The sequence below is a fragment of the Bradyrhizobium hereditatis genome, from assembly GCF_020329435.1.
In the GTDB taxonomy this organism is placed as follows: Bacteria; Pseudomonadota; Alphaproteobacteria; order Rhizobiales; family Xanthobacteraceae; genus Bradyrhizobium; species Bradyrhizobium hereditatis.
In genome coordinates this window covers 92,801-112,631 of the sequence record NZ_JAGKJK010000013.1, presented here as the reverse complement: position 1 = coordinate 112,631, position 19,831 = coordinate 92,801, and the positions used below count along the sequence as shown (strand labels likewise).

Here is a 19,831-nt window from a genome sequence, read left to right as displayed (position 1 = left end):
CTCTACCCATCCTACGAATCCTGCGTCCTACTCCGCCGCCTGCCGTATCGGCTCGTCCAGCTTCTCCAGCACCTTCGGCGGTGACATCGGCAGGGCGTAGAACCGTTTGCCCAGCGCATTGTAGATCGCGTTCGCCACCGCGGCCATCACCGGCACCAGCGGCACTTCGCCGACGCCCTTGACGCCCTGCGGGTGTTTTGGATTCGGGATCTCGACCATGATGCAGTCGATCATCGGAAGGTCCGAGCAAACAGGCATGCGATAGTCGAGGAAGCCGGGGTTATCGACCTTGCCTTCCTTCGTGTAGATATATTCCTCGTTCAGCGCCCAGCCGATGCCTTGTGCAACGCCGCCCTGGAGCTGGCCCTCGACATAGCCGGGGTGGATGGCGCGGCCGACATCCTGCACGGCGGTGTAGCGGATCACGCGCGCGATGCCGAGATCGACATCGACCTCGACGTCGCAGACATGGGTGCCGAAGCCGCCGTCGGCGCCTTGCGTGTTGAGCTGCACGCCGGCCCCAATGGGTCCGCCCATCGCGGGCGCCTTGTCGGCGAGCTCTTCCAGCGTCAGCGGCTCGAACTGGCCGGCGTTCGGGCTCACCGGATGCGCCGCGCCGTTCTCCCATTTCACCGCTTCGGGATCGATGTTCCAGATCTTTGCCGCGCGCTCGCGCAAGGTCTGGATGATCTTTTCGGTCGACTGCGTCACCACCATCGAGGACGCGAACAGCACGCGGCTGCCGCCGGTCAGGTTGGAGAAGCCGACCGTCTGCGTATCGCCGATGATGACGGAGACGCGGCGGTAATCAATTCCAAGAAGTTCGGCACAGATGTTGGCGATGCCGGCGCGCGAGCCGCCGATATCAGGATGGCCCGTGGTGACGACGACGTTGCCGTCCTCGGTGATGTTGACCTGCGCGGAGGATTCACCGCCGGCGTTGAACCAGAAGCCGGAAGCGACGCCCCTTCCCCTGAGCTTGCCGTTGCCATCGCCGAGCGGCGCGGCGTAATGCGGCGAGGCCTTCGCGGCTTCCACCGTCTCGAGATAGCCGATGCGCGGGAACACCGGGCCGTGGGCGGCTTTGGTGCCTTCCTTGGCGGCGTTCTTGGCGCGGAAGTCGAGCGGGTCCATCTTCAGGGCTTCAGCGACTTCATCTAGCACGCATTCGACCGCATAGGCGCCGATCGGCGCGCCCGGCGCGCGATAGGCCGCGACCTTGGAGCGGTTGGAGCAGACGTCATACCCTTCGGAGAGCAGGTTCGGGATGTCATAGGGCGTGAAGCTACACCCGGCCGCGCCGCGGATCGGCGAGCCCGGGAAGGCGCCGGCCTGCAGATAGAACGTGCCGTGCGCGGCGACGATCTTGCCGTCCTTGGTCGCGCCGATCTTCACCGTGCTCTTCGAGCCTGATGTCGGGCCGGTCGCGCGCATCACTTCCTCGCGCGTCATCACCATCTTCACCGGGCGGCCGGATTTCTTTGCCAGCAGCGTCGCGACCGGCTCGAGATAGACGATGGTCTTGCCGCCGAAGCCGCCGCCGATCTCGGCGGGGATGGCGCGGATGTCGCTCTGCGGGATGCCGGTGAGATGGGCCGTCATCGCGCGCACCATGAACTGGCCCTGGCTGGAGCTCCAGATCGTGGTCTTGCCGTCTGGCGCCACCGAGATCAGGCAGGCATGCGGCTCGATATAGCCCTGGTGCACCGGGCGCGTGGTGAAGGTGCGCTCGATGACGATGTCAGCCTGCTTGAAGCCTTGCTCGATGTCACCCTTCTTGTGCTCGAGGCGGCCGACGATGTTGGAGGGCTTGCCCTCCCACTTGTTGAACTCGTGCAGGATCGGTGCATCGGGCTTCAAGGCATCCTCGATCTCGATCGCCCAGGGCAGCACCTCGTAATCGACCTCGATCAGATTGCAGGCTTCCGCCGCGATCGCCTCGGTGGTGGCGGCAACCGCTGCGACGGGGTGGCCGGGAAACAGCGCCTTGTCGCGCGCCATCACGTTGCGGCACATCCAGCGCATGTCCTGGATGCCGAGCATGACGGCGCCCTTCTCGATCGGGAAATCGACGATGTCCTTCGAGGTGACGACGGCTTTGACGCCCGGCAGCTTCTCGGCCTTGGAGGTGTCGATCGATCTGATGCGCGCATGTGGGTGCGGGCTGCGCAGGATCTTGCCCCAGATCATGCCGGGCATGGTGGTGTCGGCGGCGAACTGCGCGCGGCCGGTGACCTTGTCCATGCCGTCAGGACGGATGGTGCGCTGGCCGATCCATTTGTTGTTGGTGACGACGTTCATTGGGCTGTCTCCCGCAATTTATTGCGCGCGCATTTCGGCGGCGGTTTCCATCACCGCCCGGACGATCTTGTCATAGCCGGTGCACCGGCAGAGATTGCCGGCGAGCCAGAAGCGGACTTCCTCTTCGGTCGGATCGGGGTTCTTCTTCAAGAGCGCATCGGAGGCGACCAGCATGCCCGAGGTGCAGATGCCGCACTGAAGAGCCGCCATCTCCAGAAATTTCTGCTGCAGCGGATGCAGCCTGTCGCCTTGCGCCATGCCTTCGATGGTTCTGATTTCGTGACCTTCGGATTCGACCGCGAGCATCAGGCAGGAGCAGACCAGCCGATCATCAAGCGTGATCGAGCAGGCGCCGCAGTCGCCGGAGGCGCAGCCTTCCTTGGAGCCGGTCAGTCCCAGCGGCCCGCGCAGCGCGTCGAGCATGGTATCGTTTGGCTCGCACAAAAATTCCATCGGCTCGCCATTGATGGTGGTGGTGACGTGAACTTTGGCCATTGAGTTCTTCCGAATTCAGTTCTTCTGGGTCGCTCGTTGGGCGGCGATCGTGGCGGTGCGCTTGAGCAGCACGCCTGCCACCTTGGTGCGGTAGGCGATGGTGCCGCGCTTGTCGTCGATCGGGCGGCAGGCGGCGGAGCAGGCTGCGGCCGCTTTCGCGAGCGCGGCGTCGTCGAGCTTGCTTCCGATCAGCGCTTTCGCAGCGTCTTCGACCAGCAGCACGGTCGGCGCGACTGCGCCGAGGCCGACGCGGGCTGATGTGACGGTGCCGTCCTTCATCGTGAGGCTGACGCCGCAGCCGACCACGGCGATGTCCATTTCGGTGCGCGGGATCATGCGCAAATAAGCATCGCTGGAGGCTGGCGGTCGTGGCGGCAGTTTGAAGCTGACCAGGATCTCGCCCGGCTTCAGGTGGGTGCGGCCGGGGCCGGCCGGGACGTCCTCCACCTTCATCTCGCGGCGGCCGTCCGGGCCCTGGATGGTGACGATCGCGCCGGCTGCGACCATCGCCGGCACGCTGTCGCCGGCGGGCGAGCCGTTGCAGAGATTGCCGCCCGCGGACGCCCTGCCCTGCACCTGCTTGGAGCCGATCAGGTTGACCGCCTCCAGCACGCCGGGCCAGACCTTGCCGAACTTGCCGTGTTCCGCAAGCGCCATGCCGGAGACCGCGGCGCCGATGCGAAAGCCGCCATCGGCGGTCTCCTCGATCGCGGTCATCTCGGGGATTTTCTTGATGTCGACGATCACGCCGGGCTTCAAAATGCCGGATCGCATCTGCACCAGAAGATCGGTGCCGCCGGCCAGGATGCGCGCGGCGCTGCCGGCTTTGGCAAATGCGCCGACCGCTTCATCAAGCGTTTCGGGCGCGAGGTATCGGAGTTCCGTCATGGTCTTTCCGCCATCTCCCTTATTCCTGCCCGCCATATGGGCGATGGCCTTATGCCGGCCCGGCAGTGCGCGCCAAGCCTACACGGCGGGAGGCGGTTGGAACAGCCTGCGAGACCGGGTTGATACGGCGGGCTCCTATGCGCGGGGCGGGGCTTGCGCGGCGATTGCTCCGAGGCGGAGAGCCGTAGCCCGCATGAGCGCCAGCGATATGCGGGACCAGCGGCCCCGCATATCGCTTCGCTCATGCGGGCTACGAAGCCGGCCCGTTGGCTAACGCGGCTTGCCGGTCTAAAACTTGGCTTCGGATTCACGATTTTCGCGGGGACCTTGATGCCGCTTCACAGACTTCTGCTTGCTGCCACCGCGTCCCTATTCCTTTCATCCCTCGCCATCGCCCAACAAGCCCCCGCACCCACCCGTCCCGCACCGAGACCTGCGGTCGCGCCCGCACCCGGTCAGCAGCCATCGGCCGCCGCTCCGCGCGCGCCTCGCGCGGCGGCCTGTCACAATGGCATGTCGTTCGACCGCTTCCTTGCCGAGTTGAAGCAGCAGGCCGCCGCGGAAGGCGTGTCGCAGCGTGCGCTGGCGGAGGCCGCGCCGTACCTCACCTACGACCAGAGCATCGTCAACCGCGACCGCGGCCAGCGCGTATTCGGCCAGATGTTCACCGAGTTCTCACGAAACCGGGCGTCCGACGGCGCGGCAAAGAACGCGCAGGCGCGAATCCGAATGCATGCGGCGGCGTTCGCCCGCGCCGAGAAGGAATATGGCGTGCCGCCGGCGGTGATCGCCGCGTTCTGGGGACTGGAGAGCAGTTTTGGCGCCGAGCTCGGCAAATTGCATACGCTGCCGTCGCTGGTGTCGCTGGCCTATGACTGCCGCCGCTCGGAGATGTTCAGCAAGGAAACCATCGCCGCTTTGAAGATCATCGACCGCGGCGATCTCTCAGCATCTGAGATGATCGGCTCATGGGCCGGCGAGCTCGGGCAGATGCAGTTTTTGCCGACGCACTATTTCAACTATGCCGTGGACTATGACGGCGACGGCCATCGCAATCTCCTGCGCAGCGCGCCTGACGTGATCGGCTCGGCCGCGAACTATATCGCCAACGGACTGAAATGGCGGCGCGGCGAGCCGTGGCTGCAGGAAGTGCGCGCCCCGGCGAATTTTCCGTGGGATCAGGCGGACCTCACGATCAAACTGCCGCGCGCAAAATTCGCGCAGCTCGGCGTCACCTATCCCGACGGCCGGCCGCTGCCGAACGACGACCTGCCGGCCTCGCTGCTGCTTCCGATGGGCCGCACCGGACCGGCATTTTTGGCGTACGCAAATTTCGCAGCCTATACCGAGTGGAACAACTCCCTGATCTATTCGACCACCGCAGCCTACCTCGCCACCCGCATCGCCGGCGCCCCGCCGATGCGGCAGCCGGCCGCGCCGGTCGCGCAACTGTCGCTCAACGAGCTGAAGGAGTTGCAGCAGCTCCTGGTGCGCGCCGGCTACAATGTCGGCAAGGTCGACGGCATCATGGGGCAGCTCAGCCGTACGGCAGTGAAGGCGATGCAGATCAAATACGGCTTGCCGGCGGATTCCTGGCCGACGGCCGAATTGCTGGCGCGCATGCGCGGACCCGGCGTGCAGGCGCAGCCAGCGGGCCTGGTGATGCCGGCGGCGCGGTAGCCACCGCCGTTATTCCTCGCGAAAGCGGGGAATCCAGTACGCCGCGGCCCATCCATTCAATCGCGACCGCCTAGAATGCTGGATCGCCCGGTCAAAGCCGGGCGATGACGGCGGAAATAACCGCGGATTCGTCAGCCTAGCGACGCCAGTTCGCGCGCGAGATTGTCGCGGGCCTGCCGGTCGTACTTCGCCGCGAACGTTGGATCGGGAAAGATCACCGGCTTTGCTGCGAAGTGGCGGAGGACGCGGGAGCGGCCTGCGCGATAGTCACGCTCCGGCACGTGGATGAACTCCTGCCGGATCGCAGCGGCGTAGGCGTCGTAGCGCGCGGGCTCCGCGCCCAAAATGCTCAGATCAATCGAGATCAGGATGGCGCCGAGGCGATCGCCGGGCGCAACGTCGTGCGTCTTGGTCAGGCGGATCAGTCGGGCTACTTCCTGGCGGATGTCCTTGCGGACATGCTGTTCAGCGAGCTGCGCGCTGAGCTCTTCGTTATCCGAGCGCGTTGCGTCGTAGACGACATCATGCCACCAGATCGCTTCCGACAGGATTTCGCGCTCGCGCGCTGAAAGATTATCCACGCGTGCGAGCGCGGCGAGGCAGTCTTCGATGTGCGCGAGGTTGTGGTAGTGGCGGTTGGGTGCGGTGTAGGCGGCGGCTAGCTCTTCGCGGTTCATTGCCGATGCCTACCATTCGATCAGCGTCATTGCGAGGAGCGCAAGCGACGAAGCAATCCATCCTTCTGCAAATGGCGGCATGGATTGCTTCGCTACGCTCGCAATGACGACAGGGGGATTACCGCATCGTGATGGCGAGGCCGGAGAGATCGGCGTTCGCCATCAAGCCGACCTGATGCCCGGTCAATTCGAGGACCGCGCCCTTCTGGTTGGTCAGCACGATGGCGCGCGCGCCGCGGCCGATGGCGAGGCCTGCGCCGGCCGCGCCGTAGACGCCGGCGACGTCGGAGGGACGCCAGATGTTGCTGACGCGGCCGCGCAGGATCGTCTTCGAGCCGCCGAACACAAAACCATAGTCGAGGCCGCCGGTCGAAAGCGGATAGCGCCGGCCGCGAAAATCCAGGACGCCGCTGCCACCGGACCCGCCGATCACCCACCCCGCCTTGTAGATCGTGAGCTGCACGAAACCTTCGTCAGCACGCGCGGCGGAGGACAGGGTGACGCCCGCGAAAGCCGCAAGCGCGAGCACGGCGGCACGGAGGGCGGATGGCATCTTCATGGATCTTTTCTCCAGGGGAATTGAGCGACCGGCGGCGCCGATTGAGTCGTGACCGGCCAATTGTACCCCATCGAGCGAATCGGAAAAGCGCATTGATAGGCAGCACGCGAGCGTGCAGCACCGGGCACGACACAATTTCATCAAAATCTGGCGGTCCTGTGCGAAAGATTTCGGTGCAGGCGAATGAAAATGATTGCGCCTGTGAACTGCATTACTTTTGCCGCGCTCGTCTTGCGCTAGTCATTCGCGTGGCAATCTCGTTCGGCGACTATATCGCATCGCATTGTTCCAGAGCTATCGGCGGGTCGTATGGCGCAGCGCCGCTGCCTTTCCAGCGAGGCAGCGGCGCGTTAGGCTCGGAGGGCAACGAACCCTCACGAAGGTGTCTCATGGCTCCGATCCAGCACTTCGCTCCGCCCGCCGGCATCAAGGCCCCGCCGCTCTCCTTCGCAACCCGTGTCGGCGACTTGCTGTTCGTTTCGGGAATTCCGGGCTTTGACGACAAGGGCGCGCTGGCTGACGGTTTCGAGGCGCAGTTCGGCTTCGTCGTCGCCAACATCAAGCGCGTGCTCGATGAAGCGGGCGCGACATTCCGCGATCTCGTCAAGGTCAACGTGCTGCTGACGCGCGCCTCCGACGTTGCGACGATGAATGTCCTGTATGCGTCGGCGTTCGGCCCCGCGCCCTACCCGGCCCGCACGACCTGCGTGGTGCAGGCGCTGCCTGATCCCAAGATGCTGATCGAGATCGAATGCGTGGCGCAGATTCCGGTCCGGTAGCGACAGCGTAATCCGCCAGCCTTGCAATTGTTGGTGGGTTACGGCTTCCGCCTAACCCACCCTACGGGGGCCTACGGCTTCGGCATGCTTTCCTTCAGCGTGTCGCTGACGAAATTGGCGGCGTGGCGGTAGGCGGCATCGTTGTCGCCGCGAAACGTCACAGTACGCCGCATCAGAAGCTTCTCCGCTTCGAGATCGAGCAGCTGGATTTCGCCCCATTGCACCAGCGTGCTCATCTTGCGAATGCCGCCATAGATGACGAGGCGCGCGCCGGCCTTGCGTGCGGCGGCGATGAAAAGATCCTGCGACATGCTGGTGGCGGTGCAGGGATGATCGGGGCATTCGATTCTGACCACGCGATAATCGCCCTGCGCCGAAAGATTGTCGCGCAATAACGCGGCAAACGCCGCCACGCGCGCGCGATGCTCTGCGCTCTGGTCGACGACCTCTCCCGACGTGTCGAAATAATCGAAATCCGCGACCGCTACGGCGATCGGCGCAGCGGCCGGCGATCCGCCCGAGGCAAACGACAATGCGGCCGCCGCGCACAGCATCATCACTACGATCCTTGCGCGGCTACGCGCGCGTGACACGCGCGATGACGTTGCTGTCTGCATCATGCCTTCCTTCCATCCAACGCTGGAATTGTCGCTAACCGCCAAATTGTAGCAGCGCGTAAGGATTTCGCTAACCCATTCCATCGCTCCGCATCTTTGAACCTTCGCGCGATGCCCGCTACTCAAGGGGTAGCCGGGCACTGAGATCCCGCGTTCAAACAGGAGATTTTAAGATGCATCGTATTTTTGGCCTTTGCGCCGTTGCCGCCGTTGGTTTCACTGCGCTTACCGCGTCGAGCCCGGCGAACGCCGCCTATCACCTGATCCGCTGGCAGGATACCGGCTTCTGCCAGATCTGGGACCAGAGCATCCCGACCGCGCCATATCCCGGCAATTTCACTGTGCTCGTCGGCTCGGAAGTGCCGACCTTCGTCGACGCCCTGGTGTTCAAGGACGGTCTGCTGCGCAACGGCACCTGCGCGTTCTGAGTTGATCTTGTGTAGCCCGGATGAGCGCAAGCGATATCCGGGATTACAACCTCGATCTACCCGCATGTCGCTTCGCTCATGCGGGCTACAGCCAAACTGAAAAGGCCGGCGCGGGAATGACGCGCCGGCCTTTTTCATGGGCCCTTTGAACCAATCACGCATCAGTGACAACAAAGGAATGCCCGGTCATCCCCGGCCGGGAGCCCGCTCCCATAAATCCCCGCGGAGCGTGGCGTCGCACTTCCATGACAGGAGTATTTTTCTCATGCTTCGCGTTACCGCTCTTGCTGCCGCCGCCGGCATCGGCTTCACCGCGCTTGCCGCGACCAGCCCCGCCGAAGCCGCCTTTCACTTGATCCGCTGGGAAGGCACCGGCGTCTGCCAGGTCTGGGACCAGAGCATTCCGACCAAGCCGATCCCGTCGAACTACAAGACCGTCAGCAAGCCGGTCCCGACCTTTGCCGCAGCGCTCGCTGTAAAGGACGACATGCTCAAGAAGGGCACCTGCACGCTGTAAAGATGCGTAGGGCGGATTAGCGAGAGCGTAATCCGCCTTTCTTGCGTGATATTGTGGCGGGTTACGCTTCGCTAACCCGCCCTACGACGGTCGCTACCACCTTGTGCGCGCGGGCACGCTTGCTATCCTCTGCCAAAACCCAAGCAAGAGGAAACGCGCCATGCCCCTTCTCGAAAATCACATCGCCGTCGTCACCGGCGCAGGCTCCGGCATCGGACGCGCGATCGCGATCGGCTATGCCCGCGAGGGCGCGCGTGTCGTGCTGCTCGATCGGGAGGAGAAAGCGGCGGCGGAGGCCGCGCAGGAAATCCGCGGTGCCGGCGGCAAGGCCGAAAGCTTTGCGCTCGACGTAGCCAGGCGCGAGGACTGCGTCGAAATCGCGAAGCAGGTCGCCGACGAGGTCGGCCAGGTCTCGATCCTCGTCAACAATGCCGGCATCGTCCGCCGCAACGGCATGCTCGGCGCGGCGGAGGCCGTGATCAGCGACTGGGAAGACATCATCGCGATCAATCTCACCGGCGTGTTCAATGTGACGCACGCGTTCCTGCCGCCGCTGCGCGCCAGCAAGGGACGCATCGTCAATATCGGCTCGATCCAGTCCTTCGTGCATGTGCGCACGCCGAGCTCACCCGCCTACACCGCCTCCAAACACGGCGTGCTCGGCTTCACCAAAGCGCTCGCCGCCGAACTCGGCAAGGAAGGCGTGCGCGTCAATGCGATCGGCCCGGGCTTCATCGCAACGCCGCTCAACGCCAGCGCCCGCGCCAACAACCCGGAACTGGTGAAGACATTCATGGATCACACCCCGCTCAGCCGTCCCGGGACCGCGGAGGACATCGTCGGCCCCGCGATCTTCCTCGCCTCCGATCTGTCAGCCTATGTCTCCGGCTCGATCGTGATGGTGGACGGCGGCTATCGGGCGGTGTGATGGTGCACTTGCTCCACTCGTCATACTCGGGCTTGACGTGCGTATCCATCGCTCTTCAAAATGAATCTTCATGAAAGGGATGGATTGCCGGGTGCCGTCTCCGCCAAGGCTTCGCCGGGCCAAGGATGCGCTCGGCCGCCGAAGCTTTAGAAGGCGGCAGGCCCGGCAATGACAATCCTGTTTCATCACTCCCGATCACCGTAGTGGACCGCTCCCATGTCCAACGCCCCGCATTTCGACATCGACATTCCTGCCTTCTGGGCCGACCCCTATCCCGCGCTCGCGCGGATGCGCAAAGAAGCGCCGATCGCGTTCGTGCCGCAGCTCGGCTCGACCGTGTTCACCCGCCGTGACGACATCTTCACCCAGGAGAAGCGCATCGACGTGTTCTCCTCGCATCAGCCGAACGGGCTGATGAACCTGCTAATGGGCCACAACATGATGCGCAAGGACGGCGAAGCGCACATGACGGAGCGGCAGGCGATGTTTCCGGCGGTGTCGCCGCGCACGGTGCGCGACACCTGGATCCGGCAGTTTCAGGCCCACGCCGACCGTATCCTCGACGAACTGACGCCGACGGGCGAAGCCGATCTGTGCAAGGCGTTCGCGCTGCCGCTGTCGGCCGAATGCCTGAAGGACATCACGGGACTGACCAACATGCGCTACCAGGACATGGACGCGTGGTCGCAGGCGATGATCGACGGCATCGCCAATTACACCGGCAACAAAGAGGTCGAGGCACGCTGCCACGCCGCCACTGCCGGCATCGACGCGGCAATCGACGACATGATCCCTGTCGTCAAGAAGCACCCGAACACCTCGATCCTGAGCGTGCTGCTCGCGGCCGGCCAGAACATGGACAGCATTCGCGCCAACATCAAGCTGGCGATCTCCGGCGGGCAGAACGAGCCGCGCGATGCGATCTCAGGCGCGACCTGGGCGCTGCTGACGTATCCCGAGCAGCTCGCGCTGGTGCGCGAGGGAAGAGCGAAGTGGATCGATGTGTTCGAGGAATATGCGCGCTGGATTGCACCCATCCAGATGTCGCCGCGCCGCGTTGCGAAGCCGTGGACATTTGGCGGCGTCGACTTCGAGCCGGAGGATCGCGTGTTCTTCATGTTTGGTTCCGCCAACCGCGACGAGGCCTGCTTTCCGGATCCGGATCGTTTCGACATTACCCGCGACACCCAGAAGAGCATCGCCTTCGGCGCCGGGCCGCATTATTGCGCCGGCGCGTTCGCCTCCCGCGCGATGGTCGCCGACGTCGCGCTGCCGAGCCTGTTCGCGCGGCTGAAGGACTTGCGGCTGGACGAGCGCGAGCCGGTGCGGATCGGCGGCTGGGCTTTTCGCGGCCTGCTCAATCTGCCGGTGAAGTGGGATGCGAGCTGAGGGCGCAACAGCTGCGATCTCCTGTAACCTCTCGCTGTTGTGAAGTCGCAACGCTCGAGAGCGGCCGATAGCTTGAACCTGGCAAGGGATGCTGAAGACTCAAGTAAGGCAAGGACCGCTGTTCTTGTCGGAACGGATTCAGCCTCGGCTGAGTCATTTGGTTCCCCTGGCTGGGGAGAGAGTCATGAATTCCTTGAGCAGCGAACTGTCGGATTCAGAAATCCGCGACAGGTTCAGATGTCGATGTGGAGCTCAAGCCAAGCTGGTCCGCAAGATGATGAACCCTCGCAATGGCATGACCGTCCGAATTTATGAATGCCGATGCGGCCAGCGCAGTTGGACCGAGGACAAAGAGTAAGCCCTTTGGCGTAGGCTGATCTGGCTGCCCGCCATTTTGCAAACCAGCGATGATCGCCGGCATGCAGAATGCGAAAGCCCGGCGCAGAGGCCGGGCGAACGCAAATATAGGATCTTGAGAGAAAGCGCTATTTTGGAGCGACGTTTCGCAACTGGCTATCCGGACAAATACTGTCAACTCATCTGACGGAAACAAGGCTCACACGTTGGTTAAAAATATCAATCCGAGCCGACACACGCGCTCCTGCTCACGCCGCCAGTTCAACGATGGGCTAGTTCCTTACGAACCGCTGCAGCCGAGTTGCCGACCTTGTCGACGGCCTTCTGCAACTCCGCCTGCGATACGCCAAGCTCTCTGATCCAGTATTTCACTTCCCAGCGCTCGTGCATGTTGATCTTGCTGCGGTCGGGTGTATCCCTCCTGGTCAGGCCATCCATCGCGACCAGCCCCTCAATGTCCTCGTCGATCGGAACGACGCGCGCCAACACGCGGCCTATCAACAAGGCTTCGGAAATCCCGCGGCGTCAGCGGGGCGGATCGAGAACGCTTGAATTGTCCGGCTAGTTCCTAAGCAGCGAGTTCGGCGGCCGGCCGTCGCTCGTGATCTCTTTGAGCGCGGTGTGTGCGACAGCGCGCAAGCCGCCGAGGGTGGTGTTTCCCTTCTTTGCGCTGAGCTTCAGCTTCTGGGCGATATAGCGACGCCGTTCATGGTCACCGCCGTGAGGGAAGATGCTGCAAGTCTCTTCCAGAACGATGTCCAGGTTCGCAATGGTCCGATCATCCAATCTGGTCATGGCGCTACCTCTCCGAGAGCCTGCGCTAGAACAACACCCTTTGCGAGCGATAGGATGGCCTCATCATAGCAAATCAGGGAAAAGGTGGAAGCAAGAACTGGAACCGCCCGGCTCGAAGGTGCTTAAACCGGGTAAGCTGCCGGATATACACCATGCCAAGCACCGGCTGGTCACTAGGTACCGTACCGTACGGAGCGGACGAAACGGTCTACCTTGTCGTAGACAGCTTCACGAGCGGGACGGTTTACCGGGAAACGGAGATCGAGAAAGCCGATCTTGAAACCATCGTCGGCGATCTGCTTTCGGGCCAGTACAACAACCCGGTCCGCATCGTGGCGTTCAACACGCTCGAACACTGGTCCAAAGACGTTTCGTCAGACATTGCCGCCGAGATCCAGACGCGCTGCGATATGGACAGCGTGCCGGTGCCGGAGCATCTGACCGATTTCGTGCAAAGCCACACCCATCCCGGCACGCCAGTTGACACTTCGACGCCCGCACCATCGGCATCCAGGCGCCCTTGAGAAGAGCCGCTACCGCCAACTCGAAGCTTTTACCGCGAGGACATTCCCTGTCACCGAACCGGCCGATCATCATGCGTGATCGTCGTTCGGCCGAAGCAGATGCATGTGCTGAAACACCCAGCGCATGGCGAGGTACCAAAGGTAGCCACCAATGCTGCCGCAAACGGCAAGAAGGATGACGTAGGCGGGATGATACTCGCCGCTCCACCACAGCATGCCACCAATCCAGAAAAAAGGCGAAGAACATAGCGGCGAGCTTCAACCGCTTGGCCTGATCCATGACATCCCTCCGATGGCTAACATCCGAGCCACCATGATGGCCATGGGCTCGCCGCACCGTGAGCTGCCTCACGCTGCGCCAGACCATGAGGCTAGCCGAACCTTCGGCGCGAGCGCTCCCTCGCCTTTTCGGCCTCGACCTCGCGGTCGCGCGGCGCGGCATTGGTCTGCAGCGACGCCAGGAGGCGCCGCGCGCTGTCGGAGACTTCAGAAACCGCTCGGTTGAACGCCTCGGCATTGGCCTGCGACGGCGAATTGAAGCCGGAGAGCTTTCGTACGAATTGCAGCGCGGACGCATGGATCTCGGCATGCGTCGCCGGGGGATCGAAATTGAACAGAGTCTTGATATTGCGGCACATGGTTCACTCCTTGGCACCGGCCATCGATCAAGGACGAACGGCCGGTGCAAAATCCGACGGCGTGGCCTATTCTGCCACGGATCATGCGGCGCATTCACCCGGGCGGCACCTGCAAACAGCGAGTTCCCGATGACCCATGTGACCTACAAAATCGTCGAGCATGACGGCGGCTGGGCCTACACCGTCAACGGCGTGTTCTCCGAGCCGTTTCCGAATCGCGCCACCGCGCTGGCGGCGGCCCGGCGCGCGGCAGCCGAGCAGCGGGTGCCGGGCCGCACCGAGGTGATCGAATATGAAACCGCCGACGGCCGATGGCTCTCGGAGACGGCGGCCGGCAACGACCGGCCGGAAACCGAGGTGGAGGGATAGGCGACACGCATCGCTGTGATAAGGTTCCCCGCAAGCGGCGCCCAAGACGGCCGCAACGCTTGGGGAGATCATCATGAACCTGTCGCGCGCCATCTTGTCGGCGGCCTTCGCCCTGACATCCATCACCGCTCTTGCAGCCGACTATCCCGCGCCGAAACAGGGCGAGTGGATCGCCAAGAATTTCAAATTCCATACCGGCGAGACGATGGCTGAACTGCGGCTGCACTACACCACGGTCGGCGAGCCGAGCGGACAGCCGGTGCTGGTGCTGCACGGCTCGGGCGGCTCCGCAGCCAGCATGCTGACGGCAAACTTCGGCGGCGAATTGTTCGGCCCCGGCCAGCCGCTCGATGCGACGAAATACTACATCATCATTCCCGACAGCATCGGCCACGGCAAATCGTCAAAACCCTCAGACGGCATGAAGACCGCGTTTCCGAAATACAATTACGAGGACATGGTCGATGCGCAGTATCGCCTCGTCACCGAAGGGCTCGGCGTCAAGCATCTGCGGCTCGTGATCGGCAATTCGATGGGCGGCATGCACACCTGGATCTGGGGCGGCAAATATCCGCAACTGATGGACGTGCTGGTGCCAATGGCCTCGCAGCCAACCGAGATGGCGGCGCGCAACTGGATGCTGCGGCGGATGATGCTGGAGACCATCAAGAACGATCCCGACTACAACCGCGGCAATTACATCACCCAGCCGCGCATGATGAAATACGCTATCAATGCCTATGGCATTGCGACTGCCGGCGGGACCCTCGCCTATCAGTCGCTGGCGCCGACGGCGGCGAAGGCTGACAAGATGGTCGATGACCGGCTCGCAACCGCTGTTACCGCCGACGCCAACGACTTCATCTATCAATGGGAAGCTTCGCACGATTACAATCCGGCGCCGTCGCTGGAGAAGATCGAGGCGACGCTGCTCCTGATCAACGCCGCCGACGACGAGCGCAATCCGCCGGAGACGGGCGTCACCGAAGCGGCGATGAAGCGCGTCAAGAACGGCCGCCTGTTCCTGATCCCGGCCTCGACCGAGACGCGCGGCCATCTCACCACGGGCAATGCGAAGTTCTACAAGAAGCAGCTGGAAGAGCTTCTGCAGAGCGCACCGCAGCGAGCGATGTAGGCCCTAAGCGAGTCATTGCTTGGAGCGAAGCGACGAAGCATCCCCGCGCGGAGAGGTGGATTGCTTCGCGGAGCCTGTCATCGGGCGCGCATTCGCGCGACCCGATGGCTCGCAATGGCGGAGCTGGAAACATTCCAACGTGGGGATGACGTGAAAATGCTGGGATGTTAGCCTGCCCGAAACTCTACTGGAGGATGCCCTTGTCCGACCTTGCACCGAGCGACCTCGCCACGATCTACCCCGCTCCGACGCCCCGCGTGATCGCCAAGGCGCGGCCGGAGATCGACGCACATGCGAAGAAATTCATCGGCATGTCGCCGTTCTGCGTGCTGGCCACCTCGGGCTCGGACGGCAGCGTCGATGCGTCGCCGCGCGGCGGCAATCCCGGCTTCGTCCATGTCGGCGGACCGAACCTGCTCTTGATGCCTGACCGTTCCGGCAACAACCGCATCGACAGCTTTCGCAACATCGTCGAGGGCTCAGGCTTTGTGCAGCTTATCTTCTTCGTGCCCGGGATCGACGAGACGCTTCGCGTCGGCGGCAAGGGCGCCCTCACGGTAGACCCGGAGTTGATGGCCTCGATGGTCGAGTTCGGCAAGCCGCCGCGCGCGGTGCTGCGCATCGACGTGCGCGAAGCCTACTTCCACTGCGGCAAGGCGCTGATGCGATCGAAACTGTGGACGACGGAACGGGTCGAGCGCTCGGTGATGCCGAGCATCGGCGAAGTGATCCACGACCAGACCGGCCTCGGCGAGCGCGAGAGCCAGGAGGTTATTTACGAGCGGTATAAGACGCAGTTGTAGGGAAGATAGCTTCGGCAGCGTCTCACCCTCCCCTGGAGGGGAGGGTCGGCTCACATGGAGCGCAGCGGAATGTGAGACGGGGTGGGGTGACGGTCTCTCCACTCGAACACTGTTGGGCGTGGAGAGACCGTCACCCCACGTTACATGCGCGTCGACCCTCCCCCTCCAGGGACCCTCCAGGGGAGTGTAAGAAAGGTCAGTCCCCGTTCTCCAGGCCACCCACATGCTTCTGGGTGTAGAGCTCAAGCCCGAGGCGCTGGATCAGGTCGAGCTGGGTTTCGAGGAAATCGATGTGGTGTTCCTCGTCCTTCATCAGACTCTCGAACAGGTCGCGTGAGACGTAGTCCTTGACGCCGTGGCAGAAGGTTGCCGCCTCCTGATAGAGCGCACGCGCGCTCATCTCGGCGGCGAGATCGCATTCGATGATTTCCTTGACGTTCTGGCCGATGCGGAGCGGATCGAGCACCTGCATGTTCGGGAAGCCGTCGAGGAACAGGATCCGGTCGGTGAACTTGTCGGCGTGCTCCATCTCCTCGATGGATTCCTTGCGCCAGACCTTGGCCATGTCGAGCAGGCCCCAATTGCTCAGGAGCCGGTAGTGCAGCCAATACTGGTTGATGGCGGTAAGCTCGTGACGCAGGCCCTTGTTGAGATAGTCGATGACTTTGGGGTCGCCCTGCATGGTCCACTCCGATTTTCCCAGGCCAAGACGGCCCGCACCTGCATTTAGAACGCTTCTAAATCAGTTTGGTGCCAAGGGCAACCGGTCCACGAAAAAAGCCGTGGAAATGGGCCGAAAATCGGTGGATCAGAGGGGATTCTAGCAGGCAGCGAGTGCAAAAGCCGGAGCAGAGGCAGCTTCCTGAGCCGGCTCGTCATTGGCCGCGCGGGTATGCGGGCAACCGGCGCAGCATTCCTTGGCGCAAGCGCCGAGCGCTTCGTCGATGATGGTCTTGATCGTGCGCGCGCAGCGGCCGCATTCGGCGCTGCAGCCGAGACACCCGTAAATCTGCTTGGGATTTCGCACCAGGTCCGAGGCTGCAGTTACGGCATTGCGGACATCGTGGTCGCTGAGGACGTTGCAGGAACAGACGATCATGAAACGAAAAGACCCCTCGGTGATGCCTGCTCATCGATATGGAAGAGCGCTGAGAGATGCAAAAGGAAAAGCTGCATTTTCAAGCAATTCCAAACTGATGCCGGCGAAACACTGGAATGAATCTAAAAAGCGCTGCTGCGGTAAATCAAACCCGCGCTGATTCACCGGCATTTTCGGCATCAATCGCCGCCGCCACCGCCGCCGCCATCACTGCCTCCTCCGCTGTCGCTGGACGAAGCGGAATCATGCGACGAAGAGCTGTCGCTGTTGTTCGGAGAGAACAGGCTCCAGCTATCCGCGCTGGAACTGTCTCCTGCGCCGATGCCGGCATAAGCGCTATCGCTGCCGCCCTCGCGCCGGGTCTTGCGGTTTTGCACCCGGTTCATCAGCAGATAGCAGATCAGCGATGTACCGCCGACCGCCACCATAAATGTCGCCATTCCGCTCATCATCCTTGTCCTGAGTTTGGGGTCGAGAAGAGCCTTTTCGGTATCGTCGCACCGTGACCTGCCTCACTTTCCCGTTTTCGTCATCGCCGCCGGCCTCGGCGTTCATTGATCATTTAAGCGAAATATGGAACTTTGCCGGATACGACCTGACGTCCTTTGCCCCCTTAAGAAAGGTAAGGCCATGAAGAAGACATTGATGGCGCTTGGTGCTGCCGCTGCCCTGACCATTTCGGCCGTGGCTGTTCCCGCTCCCGCCCACGCGCAGCGCGGCGTCGCCGCAGGCGTTGCAGCCGGATTGATCGGTGGCGCTATCGTCGGCGGCGCGATTGCGTCGCAGAACGGCTATTATTACGGCCCGGGCTATTACGCGCCCGCGCCCGGTTACTATGGCGGCCCGGCCTATGTGGTCGATCCCGGCTACGGCGAATCCTGCATCTGGCAACGGCAGCGCTTCTGGGACGGCTATGGCTGGCGCGTTCGAAACGTCAGGGTTTGCGACTAGTCCCTATTCATCTTCATTAAATTACGGCCCAACATCCCGGAAAGGCGCTGCTTTTCCGGGATGAACGCCGTTTTTGGCCCGAAAAAACCGTTTTCTTCGATCACGTTTTTAGGACGTTTACTTTCGATTGACCCATGTACGCTTTTTTAGCGAAACGGCAGTTCGAAACAGCGTGTGAGTCACCCCTAAACCCGGCGCTCCAAGGCGCCACTCCAGGAGAGTCCAGGACATGAAGAAGACATTTGCTGCCTTCGTCGCGGTCGCAACGATTGCTGGTTCGCTTGCCTCGACGCCCGCGAGCGCACAGCGTGGCGTTGCCGCTGGCGTGGCGGCCGGCCTGCTCGGCGGCGCGATCATCGGTGGTGCGATCGCCTCCAGCCGCCCGGCCTACGGTGGTCCGGTGTATGTGGAAGAAGCGCCCTACCCGGCATGCCGCATGGTTCGCGAGCGCTTCTGGGACGGCTGGGAGTGGCGCTATCGCCGCGTCGAGGTCTGCAACTGATCTGACCAACATCGGCGCGATCCGCGCGTGTTGATTGAGAGCCCGGCCGAAGTCTCGGCCGGGCTTTTTCTTCTTACCCTCCCCTGGAGGGGGAGGGTGATCCGACCTACTCGAGATCCGGCTTAACCCGATCCGGCGCGACTACCATATCCACGAAGTAGTCAGCGCCCCTCGCTCATCGCGCGCAGCACCGCTTCGCTTGGCCAGCAATCGACCTTCAGCCCCGCGGACTTCTGATACGCACCAAGCGCCGCACGGGTCTGCATACCGGCCTTGCCGTCGAGCTTATCCTTGTAGAGACCAATGCGCGTCAAATGACGCTGCATCGCTTCAACATCCGCGGAGCGCAACTGCGTCGACGCCGACCAAGGGGTCGCGAACGGCTGCGGGCTTGTCATGCGGTCGGCAAGATGGCCGACGAACAGCACGTAGAGATCGGAGAAATTGTATTCCTTGATGACGAAGTAGTTCTTCGTCGTAAGAAACGCGGGACCGTAAATACCTTCCACCTGCAACAGCGAGGCCGGCTGCGCCTGCTCGGCCGCGCTCAGTTTCTGCCCCCGCACCGGCACGAATCCGGCGCGCAGCCACTCGGCAATCGGCTTCGTGACCTCGGGGACGCCGATGGTGCAATCGACATTGGCGGGCGCTTTCACCTCATAGGCCCAGCGCACGCCGCGCTGCCAGCCCTTGTTGACGAGCTGCTGCGCGGCGGAGGCCAGCGCGTCCGGCACGGAATGCCAGAGGTCGACGCGGCCGTCGCCGTCGAGATCGATGCCGTGTTTGTAGTATTCGGACGGCAGGAACTGGGTTAGGCCGGTGGCGCCGGCCCAGGACGAGCGAAATTCCTTGCGCGCCACGACGCCCTCGCCGAGAAGTTTGAGCGCCTGAATGAACTCGGCGCGATACTGCTCCTTGCGCCGGCCGACATAGGCCTGCGTCGCAACCACGCGGAGTGTATCGTAAGGCAAGCGGTGACGGCCGAAATCGGTCTCGCGGCCCCAGATCGCGAGCACGATGGTGCCGGGAACGCCAAAGCGGTTCTCGATTTCGCTGAGCGCCGCGCGATGCTTCTGCATCAGCCTCTGGCCTTCGGCCGCGAGCCGCGCGATCGAGGATTCCTTTAAGTAGTCAGCCGGCACCTGCACGAACTCGGCCTGCGCCGGCGCACCGGTGGGCGGCCGTCCCGGCAGCAAGAGATCGGGCAGTTTGTAGTCAGGCTCCAGTCCTTGCGTCTCACGATCGAACGTCGCGCGCGATACGCCGGCTGCCTGCGCCTCCGGCCACAGCGAGGCGATGAATTGCGTGAAGGCTGCGTCGGCGGCGAACGCCGGATGGACCGAGCCGAGCGTCACCGCAATCCCCACCAGAATTGCGGCGACCGTCCTCTTTCGCAAAGC

Annotated in this window: 27 protein-coding genes; 13 read left to right on the top strand and 14 right to left on the bottom strand. The window is 63.1% G+C overall.

Annotated features, from left to right (window positions below):
- Nucleotides 1–27 precede the first annotated feature (27 nt).
- The 3 genes from J6524_RS27460 to J6524_RS27450 are packed head-to-tail and all read right to left on the bottom strand — an operon-like array spanning nucleotide 28 to nucleotide 3,684.
- The gene (locus J6524_RS27460; protein ID WP_225676406.1) at nucleotides 28–2,301 is read right to left on the bottom strand and encodes a xanthine dehydrogenase family protein molybdopterin-binding subunit; all 2,274 of its coding nucleotides are present in this window, start codon (nucleotides 2,299–2,301) and stop codon (nucleotides 28–30) included.
- Between the two features lie 18 nt (nucleotides 2,302–2,319).
- Nucleotides 2,320–2,796 (bottom strand): (2Fe-2S)-binding protein, encoded by a 477-nt coding sequence (locus tag J6524_RS27455; protein WP_225676404.1) that lies wholly within the window; start codon nucleotides 2,794–2,796, stop codon nucleotides 2,320–2,322.
- Nucleotides 2,797–2,811: 15 nt separating this feature from the next.
- Complete coding sequence (locus tag J6524_RS27450) at nucleotides 2,812–3,684, bottom strand: FAD binding domain-containing protein (RefSeq protein WP_225676402.1); 873 nt, start codon at nucleotides 3,682–3,684, stop codon at nucleotides 2,812–2,814.
- A gap of 330 nt (nucleotides 3,685–4,014) precedes the next feature.
- On the opposite strand from J6524_RS27450, the gene J6524_RS27445 reads away from it, so the two are divergent.
- Nucleotides 4,015–5,364: a lytic murein transglycosylase gene (locus J6524_RS27445; RefSeq protein WP_225676400.1), complete on the top strand. Its 1,350-nt coding sequence runs from the start codon at nucleotides 4,015–4,017 to the stop codon at nucleotides 5,362–5,364.
- Nucleotides 5,365–5,495: 131 nt separating this feature from the next.
- Here the strand turns inward: J6524_RS27445 and J6524_RS27440 are convergent, their stop codons facing one another.
- Both J6524_RS27440 and J6524_RS27435 read right to left on the bottom strand, forming a co-directional pair.
- A complete protein-coding gene (locus J6524_RS27440) occupies nucleotides 5,496–6,041 on the bottom strand; it encodes an HD domain-containing protein (protein ID WP_225676398.1) in 546 nt (181 codons plus the stop codon).
- Between the two features lie 118 nt (nucleotides 6,042–6,159).
- The gene (locus J6524_RS27435; RefSeq protein ID WP_225676396.1) at nucleotides 6,160–6,600 is read right to left on the bottom strand and encodes a hypothetical protein; all 441 of its coding nucleotides are present in this window, start codon (nucleotides 6,598–6,600) and stop codon (nucleotides 6,160–6,162) included.
- 389 nt (nucleotides 6,601–6,989) lie between these two features.
- Between J6524_RS27435 and J6524_RS27430 the strand changes: the two genes are divergently transcribed.
- Complete coding sequence (locus J6524_RS27430) at nucleotides 6,990–7,379, top strand: RidA family protein (protein WP_225676394.1); 390 nt, start codon at nucleotides 6,990–6,992, stop codon at nucleotides 7,377–7,379.
- Nucleotides 7,380–7,450: 71 nt separating this feature from the next.
- Here J6524_RS27430 and J6524_RS27425 read toward each other — a convergent pair whose 3' ends face one another.
- On the bottom strand, nucleotides 7,451–7,999 hold the full coding sequence (locus J6524_RS27425) for a DUF2380 domain-containing protein (protein ID WP_225676392.1): 549 nt from the start codon (nucleotides 7,997–7,999) through the stop codon (nucleotides 7,451–7,453).
- 170 nt (nucleotides 8,000–8,169) lie between these two features.
- Between J6524_RS27425 and J6524_RS27420 the strand changes: the two genes are divergently transcribed.
- The 4 genes from J6524_RS27420 (at nucleotide 8,170) to J6524_RS27405 (ending at nucleotide 11,258) form a co-directional block, all read left to right on the top strand.
- The gene (locus tag J6524_RS27420) at nucleotides 8,170–8,424 is read left to right on the top strand and encodes a hypothetical protein (protein ID WP_225676391.1); all 255 of its coding nucleotides are present in this window, start codon (nucleotides 8,170–8,172) and stop codon (nucleotides 8,422–8,424) included.
- Between the two features lie 265 nt (nucleotides 8,425–8,689).
- Nucleotides 8,690–8,941: a hypothetical protein gene (locus tag J6524_RS27415; protein ID WP_225676389.1), complete on the top strand. Its 252-nt coding sequence runs from the start codon at nucleotides 8,690–8,692 to the stop codon at nucleotides 8,939–8,941.
- Nucleotides 8,942–9,101: 160 nt separating this feature from the next.
- Nucleotides 9,102–9,869, top strand: a complete 768-nt coding sequence (locus tag J6524_RS27410; protein ID WP_225676387.1) for an SDR family NAD(P)-dependent oxidoreductase — start codon at nucleotides 9,102–9,104, stop codon at nucleotides 9,867–9,869.
- A 216-nt stretch (nucleotides 9,870–10,085) separates the two neighbouring features.
- Nucleotides 10,086–11,258, top strand: coding sequence for a cytochrome P450 (locus J6524_RS27405; RefSeq protein WP_225676385.1), 1,173 nt, complete (start codon nucleotides 10,086–10,088; stop codon nucleotides 11,256–11,258).
- 618 nt (nucleotides 11,259–11,876) lie between these two features.
- Here J6524_RS27405 and J6524_RS27400 read toward each other — a convergent pair.
- Both J6524_RS27400 and J6524_RS27395 read right to left on the bottom strand, forming a co-directional pair.
- Nucleotides 11,877–12,053 carry a DUF3606 domain-containing protein gene (locus J6524_RS27400; RefSeq protein ID WP_225676625.1) on the bottom strand — a complete coding sequence of 59 codons (177 nt, stop codon included), beginning with the start codon at nucleotides 12,051–12,053 and terminating at the stop codon, nucleotides 11,877–11,879.
- A gap of 123 nt (nucleotides 12,054–12,176) precedes the next feature.
- On the bottom strand, nucleotides 12,177–12,410 hold the full coding sequence (locus J6524_RS27395; protein WP_225676383.1) for a hypothetical protein: 234 nt from the start codon (nucleotides 12,408–12,410) through the stop codon (nucleotides 12,177–12,179).
- Nucleotides 12,411–12,562: 152 nt separating this feature from the next.
- Here J6524_RS27395 and J6524_RS27390 point away from each other — a divergent pair, with 152 nt between their 5' ends.
- On the top strand, nucleotides 12,563–12,934 hold the full coding sequence (locus J6524_RS27390) for a hypothetical protein (protein ID WP_225676381.1): 372 nt from the start codon (nucleotides 12,563–12,565) through the stop codon (nucleotides 12,932–12,934).
- 69 nt (nucleotides 12,935–13,003) lie between these two features.
- Here the strand turns inward: J6524_RS27390 and J6524_RS27385 are convergent, their stop codons facing one another.
- Together J6524_RS27385 and J6524_RS27380 are read right to left on the bottom strand one after the other, a co-directional pair.
- Nucleotides 13,004–13,150 carry a hypothetical protein gene (locus tag J6524_RS27385; RefSeq protein WP_225676379.1) on the bottom strand — a complete coding sequence of 49 codons (147 nt, stop codon included), beginning with the start codon at nucleotides 13,148–13,150 and terminating at the stop codon, nucleotides 13,004–13,006.
- Nucleotides 13,151–13,305: 155 nt separating this feature from the next.
- Complete coding sequence (locus J6524_RS27380) at nucleotides 13,306–13,572, bottom strand: DUF2277 domain-containing protein (RefSeq protein ID WP_225676377.1); 267 nt, start codon at nucleotides 13,570–13,572, stop codon at nucleotides 13,306–13,308.
- 129 nt (nucleotides 13,573–13,701) lie between these two features.
- Here J6524_RS27380 and J6524_RS27375 point away from each other — a divergent pair, with 129 nt between their 5' ends.
- From J6524_RS27375 to J6524_RS27365, 3 genes are all read left to right on the top strand, one after another.
- On the top strand, nucleotides 13,702–13,941 hold the full coding sequence (locus tag J6524_RS27375; protein WP_057839295.1) for a DUF2188 domain-containing protein: 240 nt from the start codon (nucleotides 13,702–13,704) through the stop codon (nucleotides 13,939–13,941).
- A gap of 73 nt (nucleotides 13,942–14,014) precedes the next feature.
- Nucleotides 14,015–15,076 carry an alpha/beta fold hydrolase gene (locus tag J6524_RS27370; protein WP_225676375.1) on the top strand — a complete coding sequence of 354 codons (1,062 nt, stop codon included), beginning with the start codon at nucleotides 14,015–14,017 and terminating at the stop codon, nucleotides 15,074–15,076.
- A 200-nt stretch (nucleotides 15,077–15,276) separates the two neighbouring features.
- Nucleotides 15,277–15,879, top strand: coding sequence for an MSMEG_1061 family FMN-dependent PPOX-type flavoprotein (locus tag J6524_RS27365; protein ID WP_225676373.1), 603 nt, complete (start codon nucleotides 15,277–15,279; stop codon nucleotides 15,877–15,879).
- A 196-nt stretch (nucleotides 15,880–16,075) separates the two neighbouring features.
- Here J6524_RS27365 and bfr read toward each other — a convergent pair whose 3' ends face one another.
- The gene (bfr, locus tag J6524_RS27360; RefSeq protein ID WP_225676370.1) at nucleotides 16,076–16,561 is read right to left on the bottom strand and encodes a bacterioferritin; all 486 of its coding nucleotides are present in this window, start codon (nucleotides 16,559–16,561) and stop codon (nucleotides 16,076–16,078) included.
- 138 nt (nucleotides 16,562–16,699) lie between these two features.
- Nucleotides 16,700–16,978, bottom strand: coding sequence for a (2Fe-2S)-binding protein (locus J6524_RS27355; RefSeq protein ID WP_225676368.1), 279 nt, complete (start codon nucleotides 16,976–16,978; stop codon nucleotides 16,700–16,702).
- Between J6524_RS27355 and J6524_RS27350 the strand changes: the two genes are divergently transcribed.
- Complete coding sequence (locus tag J6524_RS27350; protein ID WP_225676366.1) at nucleotides 16,977–17,138, top strand: hypothetical protein; 162 nt, start codon at nucleotides 16,977–16,979, stop codon at nucleotides 17,136–17,138. The two genes, J6524_RS27355 and J6524_RS27350, sit on opposite strands and share 2 nt — an antisense overlap.
- A gap of 19 nt (nucleotides 17,139–17,157) precedes the next feature.
- Here J6524_RS27350 and J6524_RS27345 read toward each other — a convergent pair whose 3' ends face one another.
- Complete coding sequence (locus tag J6524_RS27345) at nucleotides 17,158–17,427, bottom strand: hypothetical protein (protein ID WP_225676364.1); 270 nt, start codon at nucleotides 17,425–17,427, stop codon at nucleotides 17,158–17,160.
- A 181-nt stretch (nucleotides 17,428–17,608) separates the two neighbouring features.
- Between J6524_RS27345 and J6524_RS27340 the strand changes: the two genes are divergently transcribed.
- Together J6524_RS27340 and J6524_RS27335 are read left to right on the top strand one after the other, a co-directional pair.
- Nucleotides 17,609–17,929: a hypothetical protein gene (locus tag J6524_RS27340; protein WP_225676362.1), complete on the top strand. Its 321-nt coding sequence runs from the start codon at nucleotides 17,609–17,611 to the stop codon at nucleotides 17,927–17,929.
- A 229-nt stretch (nucleotides 17,930–18,158) separates the two neighbouring features.
- A complete protein-coding gene (locus J6524_RS27335) occupies nucleotides 18,159–18,431 on the top strand; it encodes a hypothetical protein (RefSeq protein ID WP_171713089.1) in 273 nt (90 codons plus the stop codon).
- Between the two features lie 161 nt (nucleotides 18,432–18,592).
- Here J6524_RS27335 and J6524_RS27330 read toward each other — a convergent pair whose 3' ends face one another.
- Nucleotides 18,593–19,804, bottom strand: a complete 1,212-nt coding sequence (locus J6524_RS27330) for a lytic murein transglycosylase (protein WP_225676623.1) — start codon at nucleotides 19,802–19,804, stop codon at nucleotides 18,593–18,595.
- Nucleotides 19,805–19,831 lie beyond the last annotated feature (27 nt).

Excerpts from the sequence above, each read along its gene's own strand:
- J6524_RS27460 (WP_225676406.1), bottom strand. The coding sequence starts at position 2,301 with ATGAACGTCGTCACCAACAACAAATGGATCGGCCAGCGCACCATCCGT.
- J6524_RS27455 (WP_225676404.1), bottom strand. The coding sequence starts at position 2,796 with ATGGCCAAAGTTCACGTCACCACCACCATCAATGGCGAGCCGATGGAA.
- J6524_RS27450 (WP_225676402.1), bottom strand. The coding sequence starts at position 3,684 with ATGACGGAACTCCGATACCTCGCGCCCGAAACGCTTGATGAAGCGGTC.
- J6524_RS27445 (WP_225676400.1), top strand. The coding sequence starts at position 4,015 with ATGCCGCTTCACAGACTTCTGCTTGCTGCCACCGCGTCCCTATTCCTT.
- J6524_RS27440 (WP_225676398.1), bottom strand. The coding sequence starts at position 6,041 with ATGAACCGCGAAGAGCTAGCCGCCGCCTACACCGCACCCAACCGCCAC.
- J6524_RS27435 (WP_225676396.1), bottom strand. The coding sequence starts at position 6,600 with ATGAAGATGCCATCCGCCCTCCGTGCCGCCGTGCTCGCGCTTGCGGCT.
- J6524_RS27430 (WP_225676394.1), top strand. The coding sequence starts at position 6,990 with ATGGCTCCGATCCAGCACTTCGCTCCGCCCGCCGGCATCAAGGCCCCG.
- J6524_RS27425 (WP_225676392.1), bottom strand. The coding sequence starts at position 7,999 with ATGATGCAGACAGCAACGTCATCGCGCGTGTCACGCGCGCGTAGCCGC.
- J6524_RS27420 (WP_225676391.1), top strand. The coding sequence starts at position 8,170 with ATGCATCGTATTTTTGGCCTTTGCGCCGTTGCCGCCGTTGGTTTCACT.
- J6524_RS27415 (WP_225676389.1), top strand. The coding sequence starts at position 8,690 with ATGCTTCGCGTTACCGCTCTTGCTGCCGCCGCCGGCATCGGCTTCACC.
- J6524_RS27410 (WP_225676387.1), top strand. The coding sequence starts at position 9,102 with ATGCCCCTTCTCGAAAATCACATCGCCGTCGTCACCGGCGCAGGCTCC.
- J6524_RS27405 (WP_225676385.1), top strand. The coding sequence starts at position 10,086 with ATGTCCAACGCCCCGCATTTCGACATCGACATTCCTGCCTTCTGGGCC.
- J6524_RS27400 (WP_225676625.1), bottom strand. The coding sequence starts at position 12,053 with ATGGATGGCCTGACCAGGAGGGATACACCCGACCGCAGCAAGATCAAC.
- J6524_RS27395 (WP_225676383.1), bottom strand. The coding sequence starts at position 12,410 with ATGACCAGATTGGATGATCGGACCATTGCGAACCTGGACATCGTTCTG.
- J6524_RS27390 (WP_225676381.1), top strand. The coding sequence starts at position 12,563 with ATGCCAAGCACCGGCTGGTCACTAGGTACCGTACCGTACGGAGCGGAC.
- J6524_RS27385 (WP_225676379.1), bottom strand. The coding sequence starts at position 13,150 with ATGCTGTGGTGGAGCGGCGAGTATCATCCCGCCTACGTCATCCTTCTT.
- J6524_RS27380 (WP_225676377.1), bottom strand. The coding sequence starts at position 13,572 with ATGTGCCGCAATATCAAGACTCTGTTCAATTTCGATCCCCCGGCGACG.
- J6524_RS27375 (WP_057839295.1), top strand. The coding sequence starts at position 13,702 with ATGACCCATGTGACCTACAAAATCGTCGAGCATGACGGCGGCTGGGCC.
- J6524_RS27370 (WP_225676375.1), top strand. The coding sequence starts at position 14,015 with ATGAACCTGTCGCGCGCCATCTTGTCGGCGGCCTTCGCCCTGACATCC.
- bfr (WP_225676370.1), bottom strand. The coding sequence starts at position 16,561 with ATGCAGGGCGACCCCAAAGTCATCGACTATCTCAACAAGGGCCTGCGT.
- J6524_RS27350 (WP_225676366.1), top strand. The coding sequence starts at position 16,977 with ATGAAACGAAAAGACCCCTCGGTGATGCCTGCTCATCGATATGGAAGA.
- J6524_RS27355 (WP_225676368.1), bottom strand. The coding sequence starts at position 16,978 with ATGATCGTCTGTTCCTGCAACGTCCTCAGCGACCACGATGTCCGCAAT.
- J6524_RS27345 (WP_225676364.1), bottom strand. The coding sequence starts at position 17,427 with ATGAGCGGAATGGCGACATTTATGGTGGCGGTCGGCGGTACATCGCTG.
- J6524_RS27340 (WP_225676362.1), top strand. The coding sequence starts at position 17,609 with ATGAAGAAGACATTGATGGCGCTTGGTGCTGCCGCTGCCCTGACCATT.
- J6524_RS27335 (WP_171713089.1), top strand. The coding sequence starts at position 18,159 with ATGAAGAAGACATTTGCTGCCTTCGTCGCGGTCGCAACGATTGCTGGT.